The following is a 15,962-nucleotide window of genomic DNA, read 5'->3' as shown; positions in this document are numbered from 1 at the left end:
CGGACGCTGATGGCGGGCGGTCACGGGCGTTTCCTTCTCAGCTGTCACAGCTCTGGCAGCGCCGTGTGGCGACCCGCTCGGTGTTGCCGTGTGTGGCGCGGGCGGGGAGCCTCCGCCGAGGCGGCGCCACAGCTGCGGGTCGGGCTCGGGGATCCAGCCCCAGAGCGGCGCCTTGATCTCGGAGTCGGACTGGTGCAGGCAGCCCGGGCGGTGGGCCACGCCGCGAGGCGAGATGAGGATGGTGCCACCCGGGAAGTGCGCGTCGCCAAGGGAGGGGCCGCCGCCCTGCCCGGATGCGTTCCGGCTCTCGCGCACGAGCGAGCACGCGCAGCCGCCGCCGACGGGGAGTTCGCAGAAGTCACAGCGTTCCATGGCCTGATCATGCACGGGCCCGGTGACGAACGGGCCCGCAGCGCGTTCCGAGCCCGCTCTGTACATCCATCGCGCCAGCTCGGGCGGGGCGTGGCCTTTTCCGGCCATACCCCGCCTGGTCTCCCGCCGACGGTGGGCGAACACGATCGTCGCTCACGCGATCAGGGCGGCGACGGCCTGTACTGCCGTGGTGGCGGCCCTTCCCGATTGCTCGAAGCGGAAGAGCCGAAACCGCTCGCGTTGACGCGGACCAAGGCTTCGAAACGGGACGGAACCGGAAGCCTGAGCAGCGATTTCTCCCCTGTCCGGTCCCCGTGACCGAGGCGGGGGTAGCTCCGGCTCATGACCACGACACAGAACCAGCAGGACACCGCCGCCGTCACCACGCGCATCGTCGACCACTACGACGGACGCAAACGGGCCTGGGTGAAGGAGGCGGTCCGGCTGCTGCACGCCGACGCCACGCGCTCGGCGGACACGCACGTCTTCCAGTTCCCGCTTCCCGTGGAGTGGGGCATCGACCTCTACGTCAAGGACGAGTCCGTCCACCCCTCCGGCAGCCTGAAGCACCGCATGGCACGCGCGCTGTTCCTGCACGCGCTGTGCACCGGGTGGATCGAGCCCGGCACGCACGTGTTCGAGGCGTCGAGTGGTTCCACGGCGGTCTCCGAGGCCTACTTCGCCAAGCTCCTGGGGCTGAGGTTCACGGCCGTGGTGCCCAAGAGCACCAGCCAGGAGAAGGTGGACCTCATCAAGGCCTACGACGGGGAGGTCAGGAACCCCGGACCCGACGGTGACATCGAGAAGGAGGCCGCCCGCCTGGCCGCGGAGTCCCCCAAGGGCCACTTCATGGACCAGTTCACCTACGCCGAGCGCGCCTACGACTACCGCGACGACCACAACGTGGCGGCGACGATCTTCCGGCAGATCGCCGAGGAGCGCCACCCCGACCCCAAGTGGATCGTGGTGGGAGCGGGCACCGGGGGCACGGGCGCGACCATCGGCCGCCACATCCGCTTCAGCCGCCGCGACACCCGGGTGTGCGTCGTCGACCCGCAGAACTCGGCGTTCTTCCCCAACTGGACGACCAACGAGGGCCGTCCCAAGAGCCAGTGGCCCAAGGACCCCTCGACCTGGATCAAGGGAAGGCCCTCCCACATCGAGGGGATCGGGCGTCCGACGGTGGAGCCCTCGTTCCTGCCCGCTGTCGTGGACCGGATGGTCTCGGTGCCCGACGCCGCGTCGATCGCGGCCATGCGCCTGCTCCTCTCCCGGTTGCGCCACCGCGCGGGGCCCTCGACCGGGACCAACCTGTGGGGCGCGCTGCGGATCGTCGCCGAGATGCTCTCCGACGGGGAGAAGGGCAGTGTCGTCATGCTCATGTGCGACCAGGGCGAGCGGTACATGCACAACTACTACGACGACAGGTGGGTCGAGAAGGAGCTCAAGCTGGACCTGAAGCCGTACACCAAGGTGCTGGAGGACTTCCTCTCGACCGGCCGCTGGAAGGAGCCCGCGGCCCCCGGCGTTCCCGAGGCGAGGAAGGCCTGAGTGAGCCCCGCACGCGGGGATGGACCGACACAGCTGAGCGTGGTCGAGACTCCGCCCGAGTGAGCCCCGCGCACGCGGGGATGGTTCCACCCGGTTGCCGCCCTCAGCGACGACGGTGGATGACGGCGCCCCTCAACGCCGCGCCGCGCACTGTGCGCCGTGGCGCTGAGGGGCGTGTGCTGACCGTTGCCGTCAGCTGTCCTGGCCGCCGACCGGGACGAAGTTGGCGTACTCCTCGATGCGCCTGATCTTCCCGGCGTCGTCGAAGCCGAAGTAGACCGCGGCGTGGACCTCGCCGCGCATGCCGCTGGTGGTGGCGACGTGGACCACGTGCTGCTGGAGGACCTCGCCCGGCTGGGAGAGTTGGCGCAGGACGTCGTAGCGCATCGACTCGATGGACGCGATCTGTCCCTCCATCCCGGCGATGTTCTCCTCGATGGACTGCTCGCCCTTGCCGTCGTTGTGCCAGACGGTGGCCGTCCCGGTGCACAGGGCTCGGGCGCTCTTCCAGTCGCGGTTCTCCAGCGCGCGGAGGTACCTGATGGCCCTGTCCTTCAGGTCCTGGCTCATACGGGTCTTCCTTCGGTGTGAGTGGGTCGACGGGTCCTGGCGGGGATGGGACGTGTCAGTTCTGGCCGGTGGCGGCGTGGACCAGGGCGCGCTCGCCGGACTCGACGCGCATCGGCAGGTGGTTGCCGGGTGGTGAGAGCGGACAGACGAACACGTCCGGGTTCAGGTGGTGGTACGAGAGCGTCGCCTTGTTGAAGTCGACCGTCAGGGTGCTGCCGGGCTCCAGCAGCGGCAGCACCAGCCAGCGACCGATCGTCGGCGTCGAATCGCCGTTGGTCTCGTCGGTGAAGATGACCAGCCGTTGCCCGGGGAAGTCCTGGAGGACGGCCAGGACGTGTTCGGTGCCGTCGATGGTCACGGCCAGGTCGACGGGTGCCAGGATGGCTTCGGTGCTGCGCGGGCTGGTCAATCGGGGCACCTCGATCCGGCGCCCTTCGGGAGCTGCCCGGTACCGGCCCGTGAGGACCCAGGCGGGGTCGTGGGGAAAGGCGTCGATGCCGGTGAGTCCGGTGCGCTCGACGCGGCCTTGATCCATGACGACCAGGCCGTAGGAGCCGTCCGATCCGCTGGCGAAGCCGACCCGGTCGTCGGGGAACCGCAGGGAGCTGCCGGAGGGGACGGGGCTCGTCCCGTCGACCGGGCTGTCGGCTACCCGCACACCGTCGGCGGCCTCGGCCGTCACGGTCAGGGCTCCCGCCGCGGTGGTGCGCCATTGGCCTGGGAGGCCGGGGATCGCGTGGGGACCCGGGCCGGTGATCCTGGCGGTGACGACGACCTTGGCCTTGCTGTCGGCTCCGGCGATCTCCTCCCACCGGCTCCGGCACCAGGCTTCGTGTTCTGCGGGCGTCTTCGGTGTGGTCATGGTGTCACCGTAGACCCGCCATGCCCCTGACGCACAGCTTCTTGCTTAGCGAGCAAGAAGGTGGCCCGGCCCGCTGCCCGCCGCGCAATACCGCCCGTCGCGACACGGGCCTGGACGGCGCGCTGATGCTGGCCCGCTCGCGCCCCTCGGTCGTCGTGAACCCCTGTGCGCGGGCAACGCGGCCAAGTCGCTCCGGATGCCGCTGGCCAGAACCGCCGCCAACACCCTCTGACTTGAGAGCGCGGTTCTGCCCACGCTGTCGATGGCAGGGGCTTACCCGCGTCGGGCCTAATGCCCTTTCGCATATATCCAATGGTCCTCTGACCCCATGTATTGACTCAATGGCCTAATGTGGCCAGCCTTCACCCTCTGTGGCAGTGCGCGCCTCCGGCGCCCCCGGTGTTTCGGATGGCCCTTCGCGCCCCACGTGCCTGGCCAGTTGGAACCTGCTTATCTGAACAGAAGTGTGTTAACGCCGGTTCTCTCGGAAGCACTATCCTGGTTACTTTCCGTGAGTGAATGATTATCTATGCTCTTGCGTGCCCTGTGTGCGGCTGATAGTAATGTCTGCGGTTGTTCCGGCTGTGGCGCCCATGGGGTTGTGATGTCCATGTGGTGTGCGTTCGGAAGTAATTCCTATTTTTGTTCCATTTTTTTATGTCTGGAGAGCTGTGCGCAGGGTGGTTGTGACCGGTGGGGGCACCGGTATTGGCAGGGCGATCGCGGAGAGGTTCGCCGAGGACGGGAGTTCGGTGTTCATCCTGGGGCGCCGTAAGGATGTCCTGGATCGTGTGGTCGAGGAAAACCGCGAACGCCAGATCCGGGCGGTGGCCTGTGATCTGACCCGACCCGACGAGGTACTGCGTGCAGCCGAGGAGATCGCCGACGATCCCGTGGACGTCCTGGTCAATAACGCGGGCGGGATCGTGAAGAACGGGACGACCGGTCTGGAGGGCGTCTTCGAAACCTACCGCCGCACGATCGACGCCAATCTCCTGTCGGCGATGATGATCACCGAAGCCCTGTGGAAGAGCATCTCCCGACCCGGAGGGCGGGTGGTCAATATCAGCTCCATCGCCGCTCACCGGGGAGGAGGCGCCTACGGCGCGGCCAAGGCCGGGCTGGTGGGATGGGGTTTCGGACTCGCTGGCCAAGGCGGACCTGACGGGATCACCGTCAACACCGTCAGCCCGGGCTATGTCCAGGACACGGAGTTCTTCAACGAGCAGGGCCGTTCGGCCCGACATGACCGTCTGGTGGCGGAGTCGCTCGTCAAGCGAGCGGGTGTTCCCGGTGACATCGCTTCCATAGTCCATTTCCTTGCCTCATCGGAGGCGTCGTGGATCACGGGGCAGGTGCTCGGTGTCAACGGCGGATCCCTCCTGGGCCGCTGATCTTGGTGCGGCCCGGAGGCGAGTAGCTCTGAGGGTTTTTGAGTGAAATCGAAATCGCCTATTCCGCATGCGCGGAAGAGGGTAACTTACTTATTTCCCGATCGTGGCTCAAAAACGGACTCCGAGTGGGAGTCCGGTGTCTTCTGGCCCCAGTACGCCAAGGCTGCCGAGGCTGTGGGCATGGACTTCGGGGTGATCGATCCCGAGCACATAATTTTCGAAGACGACTGCGTTCGTTGGAAGAATGAACAGCTCCTGCCCGAGCGTGATATTATTGTCTACGATATACGCTCGGGTCCGACTCATGCCGTTGACATCTGGCAGAACATGACTGCGGTCTCCTCTCTGGAGGCGGCTGGTTTCTGGCTTGCTATTCCTTTGTCCGCGGCCGTCGTCTTCAACGACAAGTACGCCACCGCAAAGGCGCTGGTGGGCTCGCCCCTACCACTCATTCCGTCGTTGCGCCTGACAGCGGGCCGTGACGTACACAGGCTCGGTTACCAGGGCCTGGTGCCGGACGACTGGTTTCCCCTTTTCGTCAAACCCGCTTCCTGGGGCAGAGGCTTGGGCTGCGTGCTCTGCCCGGACAGGCCCACGCTCGATGCCGTTCTGGGGCTTGCCTCGGGCAGCGGCGCCGCCATGCTCGTCCAACCCTCGGTGGGAGAGGTCGTCGCGGACACGCGTGTGGTCGCCGTGGAGGGGGAGGTCGTCGCGGCTTATGACCGCATTCCCGATCAGGGAGCCCATGTCGCCAACGTCAGCCGCGGTGGCTCCACCGTTGGCCGCACACGAGTCGATGCCGACGTGCTCGACCTCCTCGCCCTGGTCCAGGAACGCTTCGACCTGCCCTACGTGTGCGTCGATCTGTTGCGCACCGCCGACGGACGCATGTGGTTCTCCGAAATCGAACTGGACGGTGCGGTCTCGGCCCTGTTCGAGGAGCCCGCGACCGTCGAACGAGTGGTCGGTGCACGTTTCCGAGCCTACGGGCGCCGCCACGATGCCCACCTGCGACGAAGGGAAGGGTTGTGAGTATCGGCCACATCGACACGGAGTCGGTTCTGGAGGAGGCCAGGAAGTGGGCCTTCGGTATGGGTGCCGACGAGGCGCTCTCTCTCCAAAGCCTGGACGACCTGACCCCTTGGGCCCATGCGCGGATACGGTCCGCTGCCCGAACCCTGGCGGCCTCCAAGGGAGGACTGGTCGTCTCCAGCGGTGGAACCACCGGTACGCCGAAATTGACGGTGATCTCACCTGACATGGGCCTGCCCCGGATCCTGCCCCACTGGAGTCCCCTCGGTGAGGGGGACGTGCTGCTCAACATGTTCTCCACCGGACGGATGTGGGGAGCGCAGTACTTCTACAACGCCCTGGCCCTCCACTCCCGAAGCACCGTCGCGCCCATCGGGGGGCTCACGCCCGAAGACGCTGAGGAGTGGGCCGACACCATCGTCGGTATGGGAGTCAACGCGCTCTGCGGGACCCCCAACCTCCTGGCCCGCTTCGGCACGGCCCTGCACACCGCGGGAATCCGGCTCCCCGTACGCACCGTGATCTGGACCGGGGAACCCATGACCCCGGCCAGGCACACGGCCATCACGCAGGTCTTCCCCCAAGCAGGACTGTGGGGCAACTACGGCTCCATCGAGACTTTCGTCATCGGTGTGAGTAACCCCTTGTGCGAACCGGGCACCTTGCACCTTCTGCCGGGACAGCTCCTCGAAACCGACCACGACGGTGCTCTGCTCACCCGGGTCGGTGAGGGCTGGCCGGTCCCGGCTGTGCGTTTCCGCCTGGGGGACCGGATCGGTCCGGCCGCATGCGCTTGCGGATCACCTGACGGCTTCACCGTCCTGGGCCGCGCCGACGACAGCTTCAAGCTCTACGGCAGCATGCTGCGCGCGAGCGATGTCCTGCGACAGGCGGAGCAGGTCAAGGACATCGGCGAGGCCCAGGTGGTACTGCACCACGAGCGGGAAGCGCCTGCCGCGGCCCTCCTGATGGAACTGCGCTTCACCGGCCCCGCCGACGAGGAGGCGGTCAGGGCGGAAATGGCCTCGCGGATCGACGGGATGGGCATCTTGAACCGGCACACGCCCGAAGCCCTGAGGTTCCTCCGGGTGGAGGACGTCGAGCGCAGCCCCAGTAGCGACAAGGTCCTGCCGCTGGTGCGCCGCGAGGCCGGGCTCTCCCTCACGAGGGAAGGGGTGAACACGTGACCGCCCCTGTCCCCGTTCACGAGAACAGGCCGACTCGTGCCTTCCTGGCCTCCGCGAGGTCCTCTCACCGGGCCTTGGACCCGGACACCCCCGCCCATGACCGCTTCCGTTCCTGGTTTCCCCGAACCCTGCTGTCCCGTCCGGCCATTCTCGACGCTGAACAGACCCGAAGTCTGGACCGGGACCTACCGCTGGTCCTACGCGCTCTGCACTCTCTGCCCAGCAGGCTCTTCGACGGGGACGAGAAGGCGTTCACACGGGCTCTGGGCTGGATACAGCCTGCGGTACCCCCGCTCCTGGCAGCCCTGTCGGGGCCCACCATCCCTCTCGGCCGGGCCGACTTGGTACGCAGCCCCGGCGGATTCCGCATGGTCGAGTTCAACACCTCCAGTTCCCTCGGTTCCTTCGAGTTCGGGGAACTGTGCCGAGCAGTCCTGGCCGACCCCCACTTCCGGAAATTCGCCGAGGAGGAGGGGTTGTATTATGTCGATCCTCTCGCCTGTATGGCCGATACCCTCCTGGCCACCGCGGGAGCCGGGCGCGGGGACCGCCCTACGGTCGCCCTCGTGCACTGGACGACCTCTCCAGTCGCCGTCGACGCCTCACTCTTCTCGGACCTCTTCACGGAGCTGGGTTTCCGCTTGGTGAACTGTACCGTCGCCGACCTGGAATACGGCGCCGGGGGACTCACCGCGCACGGCACGAAGGTCGACGTCGTCTACCGTACGTTCCTGCTCAAGACCGTCGCTGCGGACCCAGCGGCTCTCGACCTCCTGGCCCCTCTGATCGCAGCGGTCCGAGACGACGCTGTAGGCCTCTTCTCCCCGCTCAACGCCGACTTGTACGGCACGAAGGCCGCTATGGCGATGCTCAGCGAACCGGCCGGTCGTCAACTCCTCCCCCCGGACGAACGGGGCGCGGTGGAACGGTTGCTGCCTTGGACCCGCTCCCTGCGGGACGCCCGCACACGTGAGGAGGGGCAGGGGAGTCTGTTGGAACACGTCCTCGCCCATCGTGGGGACCTGGTGCTCAAACCCAGCGTCGGACACGCCGGCCAGGGAGTGCGCGCCGGTTGGATGTGTTCGAACGAGGAGTGGCGGGGCCTGGTGCGGGAGGCCCTCGGGGGTGACTTCATCGTCCAGAGCCGGGCGCCCTCGGTCGCCGAGCGCTTCTTTCCGCCGGGCGGACCGGAGCCCGCCTCCACGTGCTTCCTCCACTGGGGACTGTTCGTCACGAAGGCCGGCCTCAGCGGGGGGTTTGTCAAGGGACTGCTCGACCAGGAGCAGGACATCCGCTTCCTGGGAGACGGCTCCCGGGTCGGCTGTGTCTTTCATGCCGCGGATCCCTCACTCGCCACCCTCCATGAAAGTTCTACCTGATGTTCATCCATTCCAAAGAACGCTTGGAAGTACTTCTCGAAGCGCGCAACGAGTTCAGCGAGTTCCAGAGCGCCGTTCCTACCACCGGCTTCTACGAGGAAAAGATCGCCGCGGCTTGGCGGCGTGCTCTGGCCTCACCCGCCTACCAGGGGATCGAGGGATACTCCCCGGAAGCGTTCGACTCCCTGCCCGTCACCCCCAAGGAACGCCTCAAGTCCGAACCGTGGAACTTCACCGCGGTGCCGCTGGGCGCCTGTATCCGGTACCACGAGACCACCGGGACCACCGGCGGCGCGACCCCGACACCCCGTACGGCGGAGGACGTCGTATGGAACACCGTCTCAGTCGCACACGCTTGGGGCGACGTGCTCGAACACGGTGATCGAGTGCTCAACCTCCTGCCCTCCGACATCGTCCCCGTCGGCGACCTGGTCGCCTCGGTCTGCGAGTACCTCGACCTGCCGTACACCCGGGCCTATCCCTTCACGACTGGTATCACCGGCTGGGACCGCATCATCGGTCTGTGGAGGGAACTGCGGCCGACGGTCCTTCTCGTCGCCCCCGGGGTGGCCCTGCAACTGACGCGCCTTCTCAAGCAACGCGGCTTGTTGGAGGAGCTGAGGGCGTCGGTGCGCTCCCTCATGCTGCTGGGGGAGGTCAGTGTGCCCGCCATGCGCCGCCGCCTCGGTGACTGGTGGGGCGCCACCGCCTACGACGCCAGCTACGGCAGTACCGAGACCGGCACCCTGGCCGCTGCCTGCGGCAGGGACCGACTGCACATGCTCACCGCCGCGAACTACGCCGAGGTGGCGACGGAGGGAGCGGTGGAACCGCTTGCTCCCGGTTCCAGGGGCCGCCTCGTGGTCACACCCCTCAACCTGTACGCCAGGCCTCTGCTGCGCTACGACACGGGCGACCAGGTCGAAGTCGAGCGGGGATGCTCCTGCGGCAGGGCGACACCCGTGCTGCGCGTCCTCGGCAGGGCCACCGACACCATAAGCGTGCACGGCACCGTGCTGTCACCGCGAGCGGTGGAGGAGATCGTCTACGAGGCCGCCCCCGTCACCGGCTATCTGCTGGAGACCGCCGAGGAGGGGAGCTGGGCACGGCTGCTGCTCGAACGCCTTCCCGGTGCCGACCGGTCCGAGGAGCTCCGGTACACGCATGCCGTGCAAGCGCTCTCCCGGGAGCGGAGCGGTCTCACGTGGGACCAGGTGGCCTTCGTCAATTCCCTGCCGACCAACACCAAGAGCGGCGGATCCCAGAAGAGCTGGAAGCGCTCCAACATCCGTGTGGTGGAGGCGCGGTGAGCGACTTCGGACTACTGCCGGACGTCCCCGCCCAGGGCGGGCCGGACCTGTGGTGCACCTACGCGGCTGTACGCACCATGACCTGGCTCGGCAGGGCTGACGGTGTCGTGGGCGCTGACGCCACCGCCGACTATGTTCTGAGCCGCGGCAACCCCGACGGGGGTTTCGCGTGGAGCCGGGGCATGCCCTCCGACGCGTGGGCCACCTTCTACAGCGCTTCCGCCCTCACAGATCTGGGGCACCGACTCCCCGACCCGGACCGTACGCTCGACTGGCTGCGCACCACTTGGACGGGCGACGCCTACGCGATGACGCCCGGGCAGGAGGCCGAGGTGTGGGCGACCCACTTCTCCACCCGGACCGCCGTCGAGATCTGTGGCGCCGACGTGCCCGATCGTCAAAGGCTGCTCGAATGGCTCGGCCGCCTCCAGACGAGGGACGGCGGATTGGCCTGGTCCATCGGCCACGCCCGGGCGGGGGAGGCCGATGTGCGCGCCTGCTACTACGGGGTAGCCGCATGGCGTGCCCTGTGCCGCCTGGCCTCCACCGAACCTCCCTGGGATGTGCCGGCCCTGGTGGCCTGGCTGAGGGAACGACAGGACACCAGTGGAGGGTTCCGGTTCTCCCCGGGCGCGGACGTGCCCTGTATGTGGGCCACCTACCGTGCTGTGGGAGCTTTGGCCGCCTTGGGAGAGGAACCCGCTCGGCCGTGCTCGGAATGGATTCTGGCCCAGCGCGATTCCTCGGGAGCCTTCTTGCGCTGGCCGGGGTACGCGGTGGCTGATGTGTGGGCCTCCTTCTGCGCGGTGGGCGCGCTGAAGGCACTCGACGCGCCGATCGAACCCGTGGCGGACGCGGTCGACAAGGGACTGGCTGCCATGGCGTGCCCGGAGGGCGGATTCACCTACCGGGAGCCCAGGTATGCGGCCGACGCCTTGTCCACGGCCGCGGCCGCGCTCGTGGCACGAGACGAGGACCCCCTGACCTCCCGACTGCGTCGCTGGCTGGAGGGCTGTCTGCTGCCCAACGAGGGCGGCGTGATGTACATGCCCGGGCGTGGTGCGGAGATCCGCTGCACGGCTTGGGCCCTGGCCGCGGGAGCCTTTCGAGACAGCCCACGGGATCTGTCACGCATACTGCGCTGGCTTTCGGAACTCCAGAACCCCGATGGCGGGTTCGGCTACTGGCATGGGCGCGGCTCTGATCTGGTCTCCTCCGCTGCGGCGGTGGAGATACACCGGCTCGCCGGGGCCGACGGTCCTACCCCCTTCTCCTCGTCCGCACTGGCCGCTTTCGTCGACCAGTGCGCCTCTGGTGACGGTTACGCCAACGTTCCACGGGCACGACCCGCCCTCCGCCCCGGTCTGCACGCCCTCCGGATCCTCAACGCTCTGGACCGGGCGGACCCCTTCACCGCTGACGCCCTCCTGGCTCGGCACCGTGTCCGCGGAGGCGGATGGGCCAACGAGGGCAATCGGGTGCCCGACCTGCTCTCCACCTACGAAGCGGTGGTCACCGCTGACCTCCACAGACTGGACGTGGAGCCCGCGCACCTGACCGCCTACCTCGATCGCACGGCGTCCCCCGCGGGAGCGGCATGGTCCCCATTGGCCCCGGCCACGGAGGACCCTCTCGCCGTATGCCTGCACGGTCTGTTGCGCATACGGGCCGAGGACCCTTCGTTTCGCCTGCCCGCGCTCACTCTCTCCTGAGGTTCTCGTGCCGACCATCACCATCACGACCCCCCTTCCACGACCCGCGACCCGCAGAGCCGTGGCTGTCCGTGTTACCCGCTGGCTCTCCCGACACGGTGTCGCACCCTCCCACGCCGTCGTCCGCTTCGCCGACGCCCCCGACTCCACGGTCTTCAGTGGCGGCTTTCCCCTGGAAGCGCTGCCCCGGGGCAGGGGCGTCCTCCAACACGCCTCCGTCGTGTGCCATGTGGGCCCTGACCGGGATGAGGGGTTCCGGGACGGACTGGCCGAGGAGATCGCCGAAGCCCTCGGTCTGGAACCGGACACACCGTTCCTCTACATCGAGTTCCGTACCACCGCACCGGGCCACGTCTACACCTACACGTCCCACCAGGGTGAGCTGCGCCGGGCTGACGGCACCGCCCTGCACGGCCAAGGAGATGAACGAGTATGAGCACCGTACCCACTGACCTCCAGGAGCGCATCAGAAGCGTGCTCAGTGCCCGTGTGGGCGAAGAGGTCATGACCGTCGGAGCGGAGGAGGACCTGGCTCAGGTCCTCGGTGAGCGCTACGACAGCATGACCGCGATGGAGTGCATCACCGCCATCGAGGCCGCCTTCGACATCGAGGTCGACTTCGTCGCGCATGACGTTCGGTACTGGTTCTCCACGGTGGAGAGGATGGCCCGTTTCATCCGCGATGAGCAGGAGGACCGTGCCCTGCTGGAGCACGGGCGATGAGCGCAGCTCTCCCCGCCCCGGAGGAGGAGGTCCTCTTCTCGACCTCCGGTCACACCGGAGAGCCCGCCGTATGGGCCAGGACGGGAGAACAGCTGTGCGCGGAAGGGCTGCTGCTCGCCGCCCTCCTGCCCGGAGCCGTGGACACGGTGGTCAACTACGCCCCGCCCAGGCACCTGTACGGCTACCTCATGGGGAAGGTCCTGCCGGCGATCCTCGACGTACCCGTCCAACACCTGTGGGAGGACCCGTTCACCCCACCTGACCTGACCAGCGGGAAACGCGTGCTGTTGGCGTGCCTTCCCTCCAGTTGGGCGGTGGTGCGCAGGTTCTCCGGTCGGCTGCGCTCCCTGCCCGGTGTCTTCGCGTTCCACGGTGCCGGCCCAGTGACAGAGGAGACCGGCAGGACCGCACGTGTACTGGAGAGCAGCGGTTTCCAGGCCACGGAACTCCTGGGGGCCACGGAGACAGGCGCCGTCGCCTACCGTCCCCTTGCCCCCCGTCCGGCCGACCCGGAGCGCTGGACGCCCTTTCCCGACGTTGACCTCAAAGGAGCGCCCGTCCCCGGCGGAGAACAGCCTCTCGTTGTGAGCAGCCCCCGGCTGGCGCGCCCTCGTGGCCAGGCGTGTGCACCCGAGGCGATCGCGCTCGACGACGTCGTGCGCCCCTTGGAGGGCGGCGGCTTCTCACTGGTGGGGCGCTCGACCAGCCTTGTCAAGGTCAATGGCAGGAGACTGTACCTGAGCCAGATAGAAACCGCCCTGCGAAAGAAGATGCCCCGTCTCGATGTGGTGTGCGTGCCCAGGAGTGACGCCATCCGGGCTGAGCACTACGACCTCTACTACGTCGGCTCGACGGTCGGAGAGGCAGAGGTACGCAAGGGCGTGGCTGCCGCGCTGCCGGACGCCCCGCAGCCCCGCGGTGTACACCGGGTCCGGAGGATTCCCCGGAGCATGACGGGCAAAGTGCGTCTGGACCTGCTCTTGGCCGCCGACCACGTCGTGTCCGCTGGCACCGTTCCGGCGGTGCGCGGAGCCCCGCGGGATGACCTGGTAGGGGACGCCGACCAGCCCGCTGACCGTCCCATGGCCTCAGAAGCGGCGTCTCTCGCGTCCCAGCCGGAGGCCCTGTTTCGGGCCCCGGCCGGTCACGTCACTCCGCCCCTGCCCGACGAGCGGAAGAACTGATGCCGCAGAGTCTCGCAGCCGCCCGCCCCCGCACGCCCCAGCAACCTGTCTGGGAGCCCTCCACAGACATCGGCGGCGTCGTCGCCACGCTCCTTTCGAGACCCGGGCTGGTCAGCCCCGGAGCCTGTCGTTCCCTTCTGCGCGCGCTGTCCCGGGTAGCCGCCGGAGAGGCTCTCGTGCTCCAGGCCGGTGACTGCGCCGAGCGCTTCGCGGACTCCTCGCCCGACCGGGTGATGGAGAAGGCGGAGCTCCTGGCCGACCTCGCCGACCTGATGGAGGAGACCACCGGTGTCCCTGTTGTGCGTGTCGGCCGATTCGCGGGGCAGTACGCCAAACCCCGGTCCAATCCTGTGGAGGAAGTCGCTGACGGACCCCCTATCCCCGTCTACAGAGGAGACGCCGTCAACTCGCCGGAGCGGACGGCCCGTGCCCGCCTCCACGACGCCCGCCGACTGGTCGCCGCTTATGACCATACGGCCCTGGCACTGAGCAGACTCGTACCGAAGGACGTTCTTCTGCCAGCAACGGCCGACGCCTCCTTCTCCTTGACCTTCACCAGCCACGAAGCCCTGCTGTTGGATTACGAGGAGGCCCTGGTCCGTCCTGACAGGGGCGACGAGGTCTACGGTTCATCAGCCCACTTCCTGTGGGTGGGTGAGCGCACTCGCGCGGCGGACGGTGCGCACATCGCCTTCGCCTCGCGGATCAGCAACCCCGTCGGAGTCAAGGTGGGGCCGGACGCGGACGGACCAGATATCACTGCTCTGATCCGCCTCCTCGCCGAAGGGCGGCCTCCGGGAAGGCTGAGCCTGATCATCAGAATGGGAAAGCGTGTCACAGAAGAACTGCCTCGTCTTCTGTCGGAGCTGGGAGAAGCCGCTAACACGGTCCTGTGGGTGTGCGACCCGATGCACGGAAACACCCGATCCAACCATTACGGGCAGAAGACCAGGCTGATGTCGGACATCTTGTACGAGGCGCGCGAGTGTGCGTCTGTGCTCCGTGAGTATGGACTGCGTCTGGCGGGCCTCCATCTGGAGGCCTCACCCGACTCGATAATGGAATGCGTGAACACGGCAGGCGACCTGTGTTCGCGGCTGGAGCGTTACACATCCGCCTGTGATCCCCGGCTGAACGCGGACCAGGCCGCCCTGGTGGTGCGGACGGCCGCCGAAGCAGGACGGCATACCCCCTCCGCTCAGGGCAGGAGAAACGAATGAGTACCGTGCCGGAGAACACCACGGGACGGGAACGAGAAGGGGCCGCGAGCCTGTGGCGCCATTTCGACTTCCTTAAGTACTGGGCGGGCCAGAGTGTTTCCCGCTTCGGTGCCCAACTCGCCACGCTTGCTCTCCCCCTGGCCGCTATAGAAGTCTTCGAGGCGACAGCGGGACAGCTCGGCCTCCTCAACGCCGCTGCTTTCGCCCCCTACCTCGTGGTGACGCTCCTGGCCGGTGTGTGGATCGACCGTCGCCGTAAACGTACGGTCCTCATCGCCGCTGACCTGGGAAGGTTCCTGACCTTGGCGGCGATTCCACTTCTCGCTCTGGCCGGTTTCCTGGAAATCCACCACCTGTACCTCATCGCCTTCACCCTGGGCACCTTCGCTGTGCTGTTCGATGTCGCAGGAACCGCCTACCTGCCCTCCCTGGTGGACAGGGACCAGCTCCTGGACGGAAACAGCAAGCTCCAGGCCAGTATCGTCGTCTCCCAGTCAGGGGGCCCAGCGGCCGCCGGCGTGCTCGTGCAGGTGATGACCGCTCCGTTCACACTGTTGATCGGGGCCTTCGCCAGTCTCATGTCGGTGTTGGCCCTGCTGTCCGTGTCCAGCAGCGAAGAGCAGCCCAAGCCCTCCACACAGCGTGGAAACACCTTCGCGGAGATCCGCTCCTCGATCCGCTTCATCGCTCAGGACAAGTACCTGCGCTTCCTCACGCTCCGCTCCGGGGTCAACAACCTGTTCTTTCTGGCACGCAACACCGTGCTGCCGCTCTTCGTGCTTCAGGTGCTGGGCCTGAGCAGTTCGGCCCTGGGTTTGGTGTTGGGAATGGGAGCGGTCGGTGCGCTCGTCGGAGCCGCCCTCGCCAAGCGGATGGCGGACTGGTTCGGCCCCGGTCGGGTCATCGCGGTCGCCTACGGTGCGTCTTCGCTCTTCCAGATCATGCTTCCCCTGGCCATGGGGCCGCCTGCCGTGGCCTTGGGAATCATGGTGGTGATGTTCTTCTTCGGTGGTCTCTTCATGACTATCGGAAACACGAATGTCGCGACGTTCCAGCAGATGCTCATTCCCAAGCGACGTCTGGCCAAGGTGGTCGCAGGGATGCGAACGGTGACCTGGGGGAGTATGCCCCTCGGTGCTCTACTGGGCGGAGCGCTCGGCTCGATTATCGGAATCCGAGAGGCGTTGTTCGTCACCGCTGCCGGGTTCCTCCTGTCAGCCCTGTGGATCGCGCTCTCCCCTGTCGCGCGACTCCGCACCATGCCGGAGCAGTTGGCGGAGGAGGAATCCTCCTCTCCGAGAGAAGAGGAGAAGACATGACACAGAACACGCCTGTGCCGCACGCTTCCCGAGAGGCTTTTATCCTGACCGGGGCCTTTCGTGTCATCTGTCGCAACTCCCGTTATCTTCAGGAGCTCGCGGACAGAGGCCTGGCCGTGTTGGTGATTTCCCTTGACTCCTGCCGTG

At 67.3% G+C, this 15,962-nt stretch carries 14 protein-coding genes; 12 read left to right on the top strand and 2 right to left on the bottom strand.

Annotated elements, in window-relative coordinates; genetic code table 11:
* Positions 1–714: 714 nt before the first annotated feature.
* On the top strand, positions 715–1,923 hold the full coding sequence (locus FYW99_RS13425) for a PLP-dependent cysteine synthase family protein (protein ID WP_150252384.1): 1,209 nt from the start codon (positions 715–717) through the stop codon (positions 1,921–1,923).
* A gap of 192 nt (positions 1,924–2,115) precedes the next feature.
* On the opposite strand, the gene FYW99_RS13420 is transcribed toward FYW99_RS13425, so the two are convergent.
* The gene (locus FYW99_RS13420; protein ID WP_150252383.1) at positions 2,116–2,493 is read right to left on the bottom strand and encodes a nuclear transport factor 2 family protein; all 378 of its coding nucleotides are present in this window, start codon (positions 2,491–2,493) and stop codon (positions 2,116–2,118) included.
* 55 nt (positions 2,494–2,548) lie between these two features.
* Positions 2,549–3,355, bottom strand: a complete 807-nt coding sequence (locus FYW99_RS13415) for a DUF1684 domain-containing protein (RefSeq protein WP_150252382.1) — start codon at positions 3,353–3,355, stop codon at positions 2,549–2,551.
* 671 nt (positions 3,356–4,026) lie between these two features.
* Here FYW99_RS13415 and FYW99_RS13410 point away from each other — a divergent pair.
* From FYW99_RS13410 to FYW99_RS13360, 11 genes are all read left to right on the top strand, one after another.
* Complete coding sequence (locus tag FYW99_RS13410) at positions 4,027–4,749, top strand: SDR family NAD(P)-dependent oxidoreductase (RefSeq protein WP_150252381.1); 723 nt, start codon at positions 4,027–4,029, stop codon at positions 4,747–4,749.
* Between the two features lie 180 nt (positions 4,750–4,929).
* Entirely contained in the window at positions 4,930–5,781 is an 852-nt protein-coding gene (locus tag FYW99_RS13405) for an ATP-grasp domain-containing protein (protein WP_150252380.1), read from the top strand.
* Positions 5,778–6,968, top strand: coding sequence for an AMP-binding protein (locus tag FYW99_RS13400; RefSeq protein ID WP_150252379.1), 1,191 nt, complete (start codon positions 5,778–5,780; stop codon positions 6,966–6,968). The genes FYW99_RS13405 and FYW99_RS13400 overlap by 4 nt, the downstream gene beginning before the upstream one ends.
* 368 nt (positions 6,969–7,336) lie before the next feature.
* Positions 7,337–8,347: a circularly permuted type 2 ATP-grasp protein gene (locus FYW99_RS13395; protein ID WP_150252378.1), complete on the top strand. Its 1,011-nt coding sequence runs from the start codon at positions 7,337–7,339 to the stop codon at positions 8,345–8,347.
* Positions 8,348–8,370: 23 nt separating this feature from the next.
* Positions 8,371–9,657: a phenylacetate--CoA ligase family protein gene (locus FYW99_RS13390; RefSeq protein ID WP_223838990.1), complete on the top strand. Its 1,287-nt coding sequence runs from the start codon at positions 8,371–8,373 to the stop codon at positions 9,655–9,657.
* Positions 9,654–11,369, top strand: a complete 1,716-nt coding sequence (locus tag FYW99_RS13385) for a prenyltransferase/squalene oxidase repeat-containing protein (protein ID WP_223838988.1) — start codon at positions 9,654–9,656, stop codon at positions 11,367–11,369. The genes FYW99_RS13390 and FYW99_RS13385 overlap by 4 nt, the downstream gene beginning before the upstream one ends.
* A gap of 61 nt (positions 11,370–11,430) precedes the next feature.
* Positions 11,431–11,805, top strand: a complete 375-nt coding sequence (locus FYW99_RS13380; protein WP_223838986.1) for a hypothetical protein — start codon at positions 11,431–11,433, stop codon at positions 11,803–11,805.
* Complete coding sequence (locus FYW99_RS13375; protein ID WP_150252375.1) at positions 11,802–12,092, top strand: acyl carrier protein; 291 nt, start codon at positions 11,802–11,804, stop codon at positions 12,090–12,092. The genes FYW99_RS13380 and FYW99_RS13375 overlap by 4 nt, the downstream gene beginning before the upstream one ends.
* Positions 12,089–13,276, top strand: a complete 1,188-nt coding sequence (locus FYW99_RS13370; RefSeq protein WP_150252374.1) for a class I adenylate-forming enzyme family protein — start codon at positions 12,089–12,091, stop codon at positions 13,274–13,276. The genes FYW99_RS13375 and FYW99_RS13370 overlap by 4 nt, the downstream gene beginning before the upstream one ends.
* On the top strand, positions 13,276–14,496 hold the full coding sequence (locus FYW99_RS13365; protein WP_150252373.1) for a 3-deoxy-7-phosphoheptulonate synthase: 1,221 nt from the start codon (positions 13,276–13,278) through the stop codon (positions 14,494–14,496). The genes FYW99_RS13370 and FYW99_RS13365 overlap by 1 nt, the downstream gene beginning before the upstream one ends.
* Complete coding sequence (locus FYW99_RS13360) at positions 14,493–15,815, top strand: MFS transporter (RefSeq protein ID WP_150252372.1); 1,323 nt, start codon at positions 14,493–14,495, stop codon at positions 15,813–15,815. The genes FYW99_RS13365 and FYW99_RS13360 overlap by 4 nt, the downstream gene beginning before the upstream one ends.
* Positions 15,816–15,962 lie beyond the last annotated feature (147 nt).

Origin of the sequence: Nocardiopsis deserti, assembly GCF_008638355.1 — a bacterium.
In the GTDB taxonomy this organism is placed as follows: domain Bacteria; phylum Actinomycetota; class Actinomycetes; order Streptosporangiales; family Streptosporangiaceae; genus Nocardiopsis; species Nocardiopsis alborubida.
The sequence above is the reverse complement of the archived record's forward strand: the minus strand, read 5'-3'. Positions and strand labels throughout refer to the sequence as shown.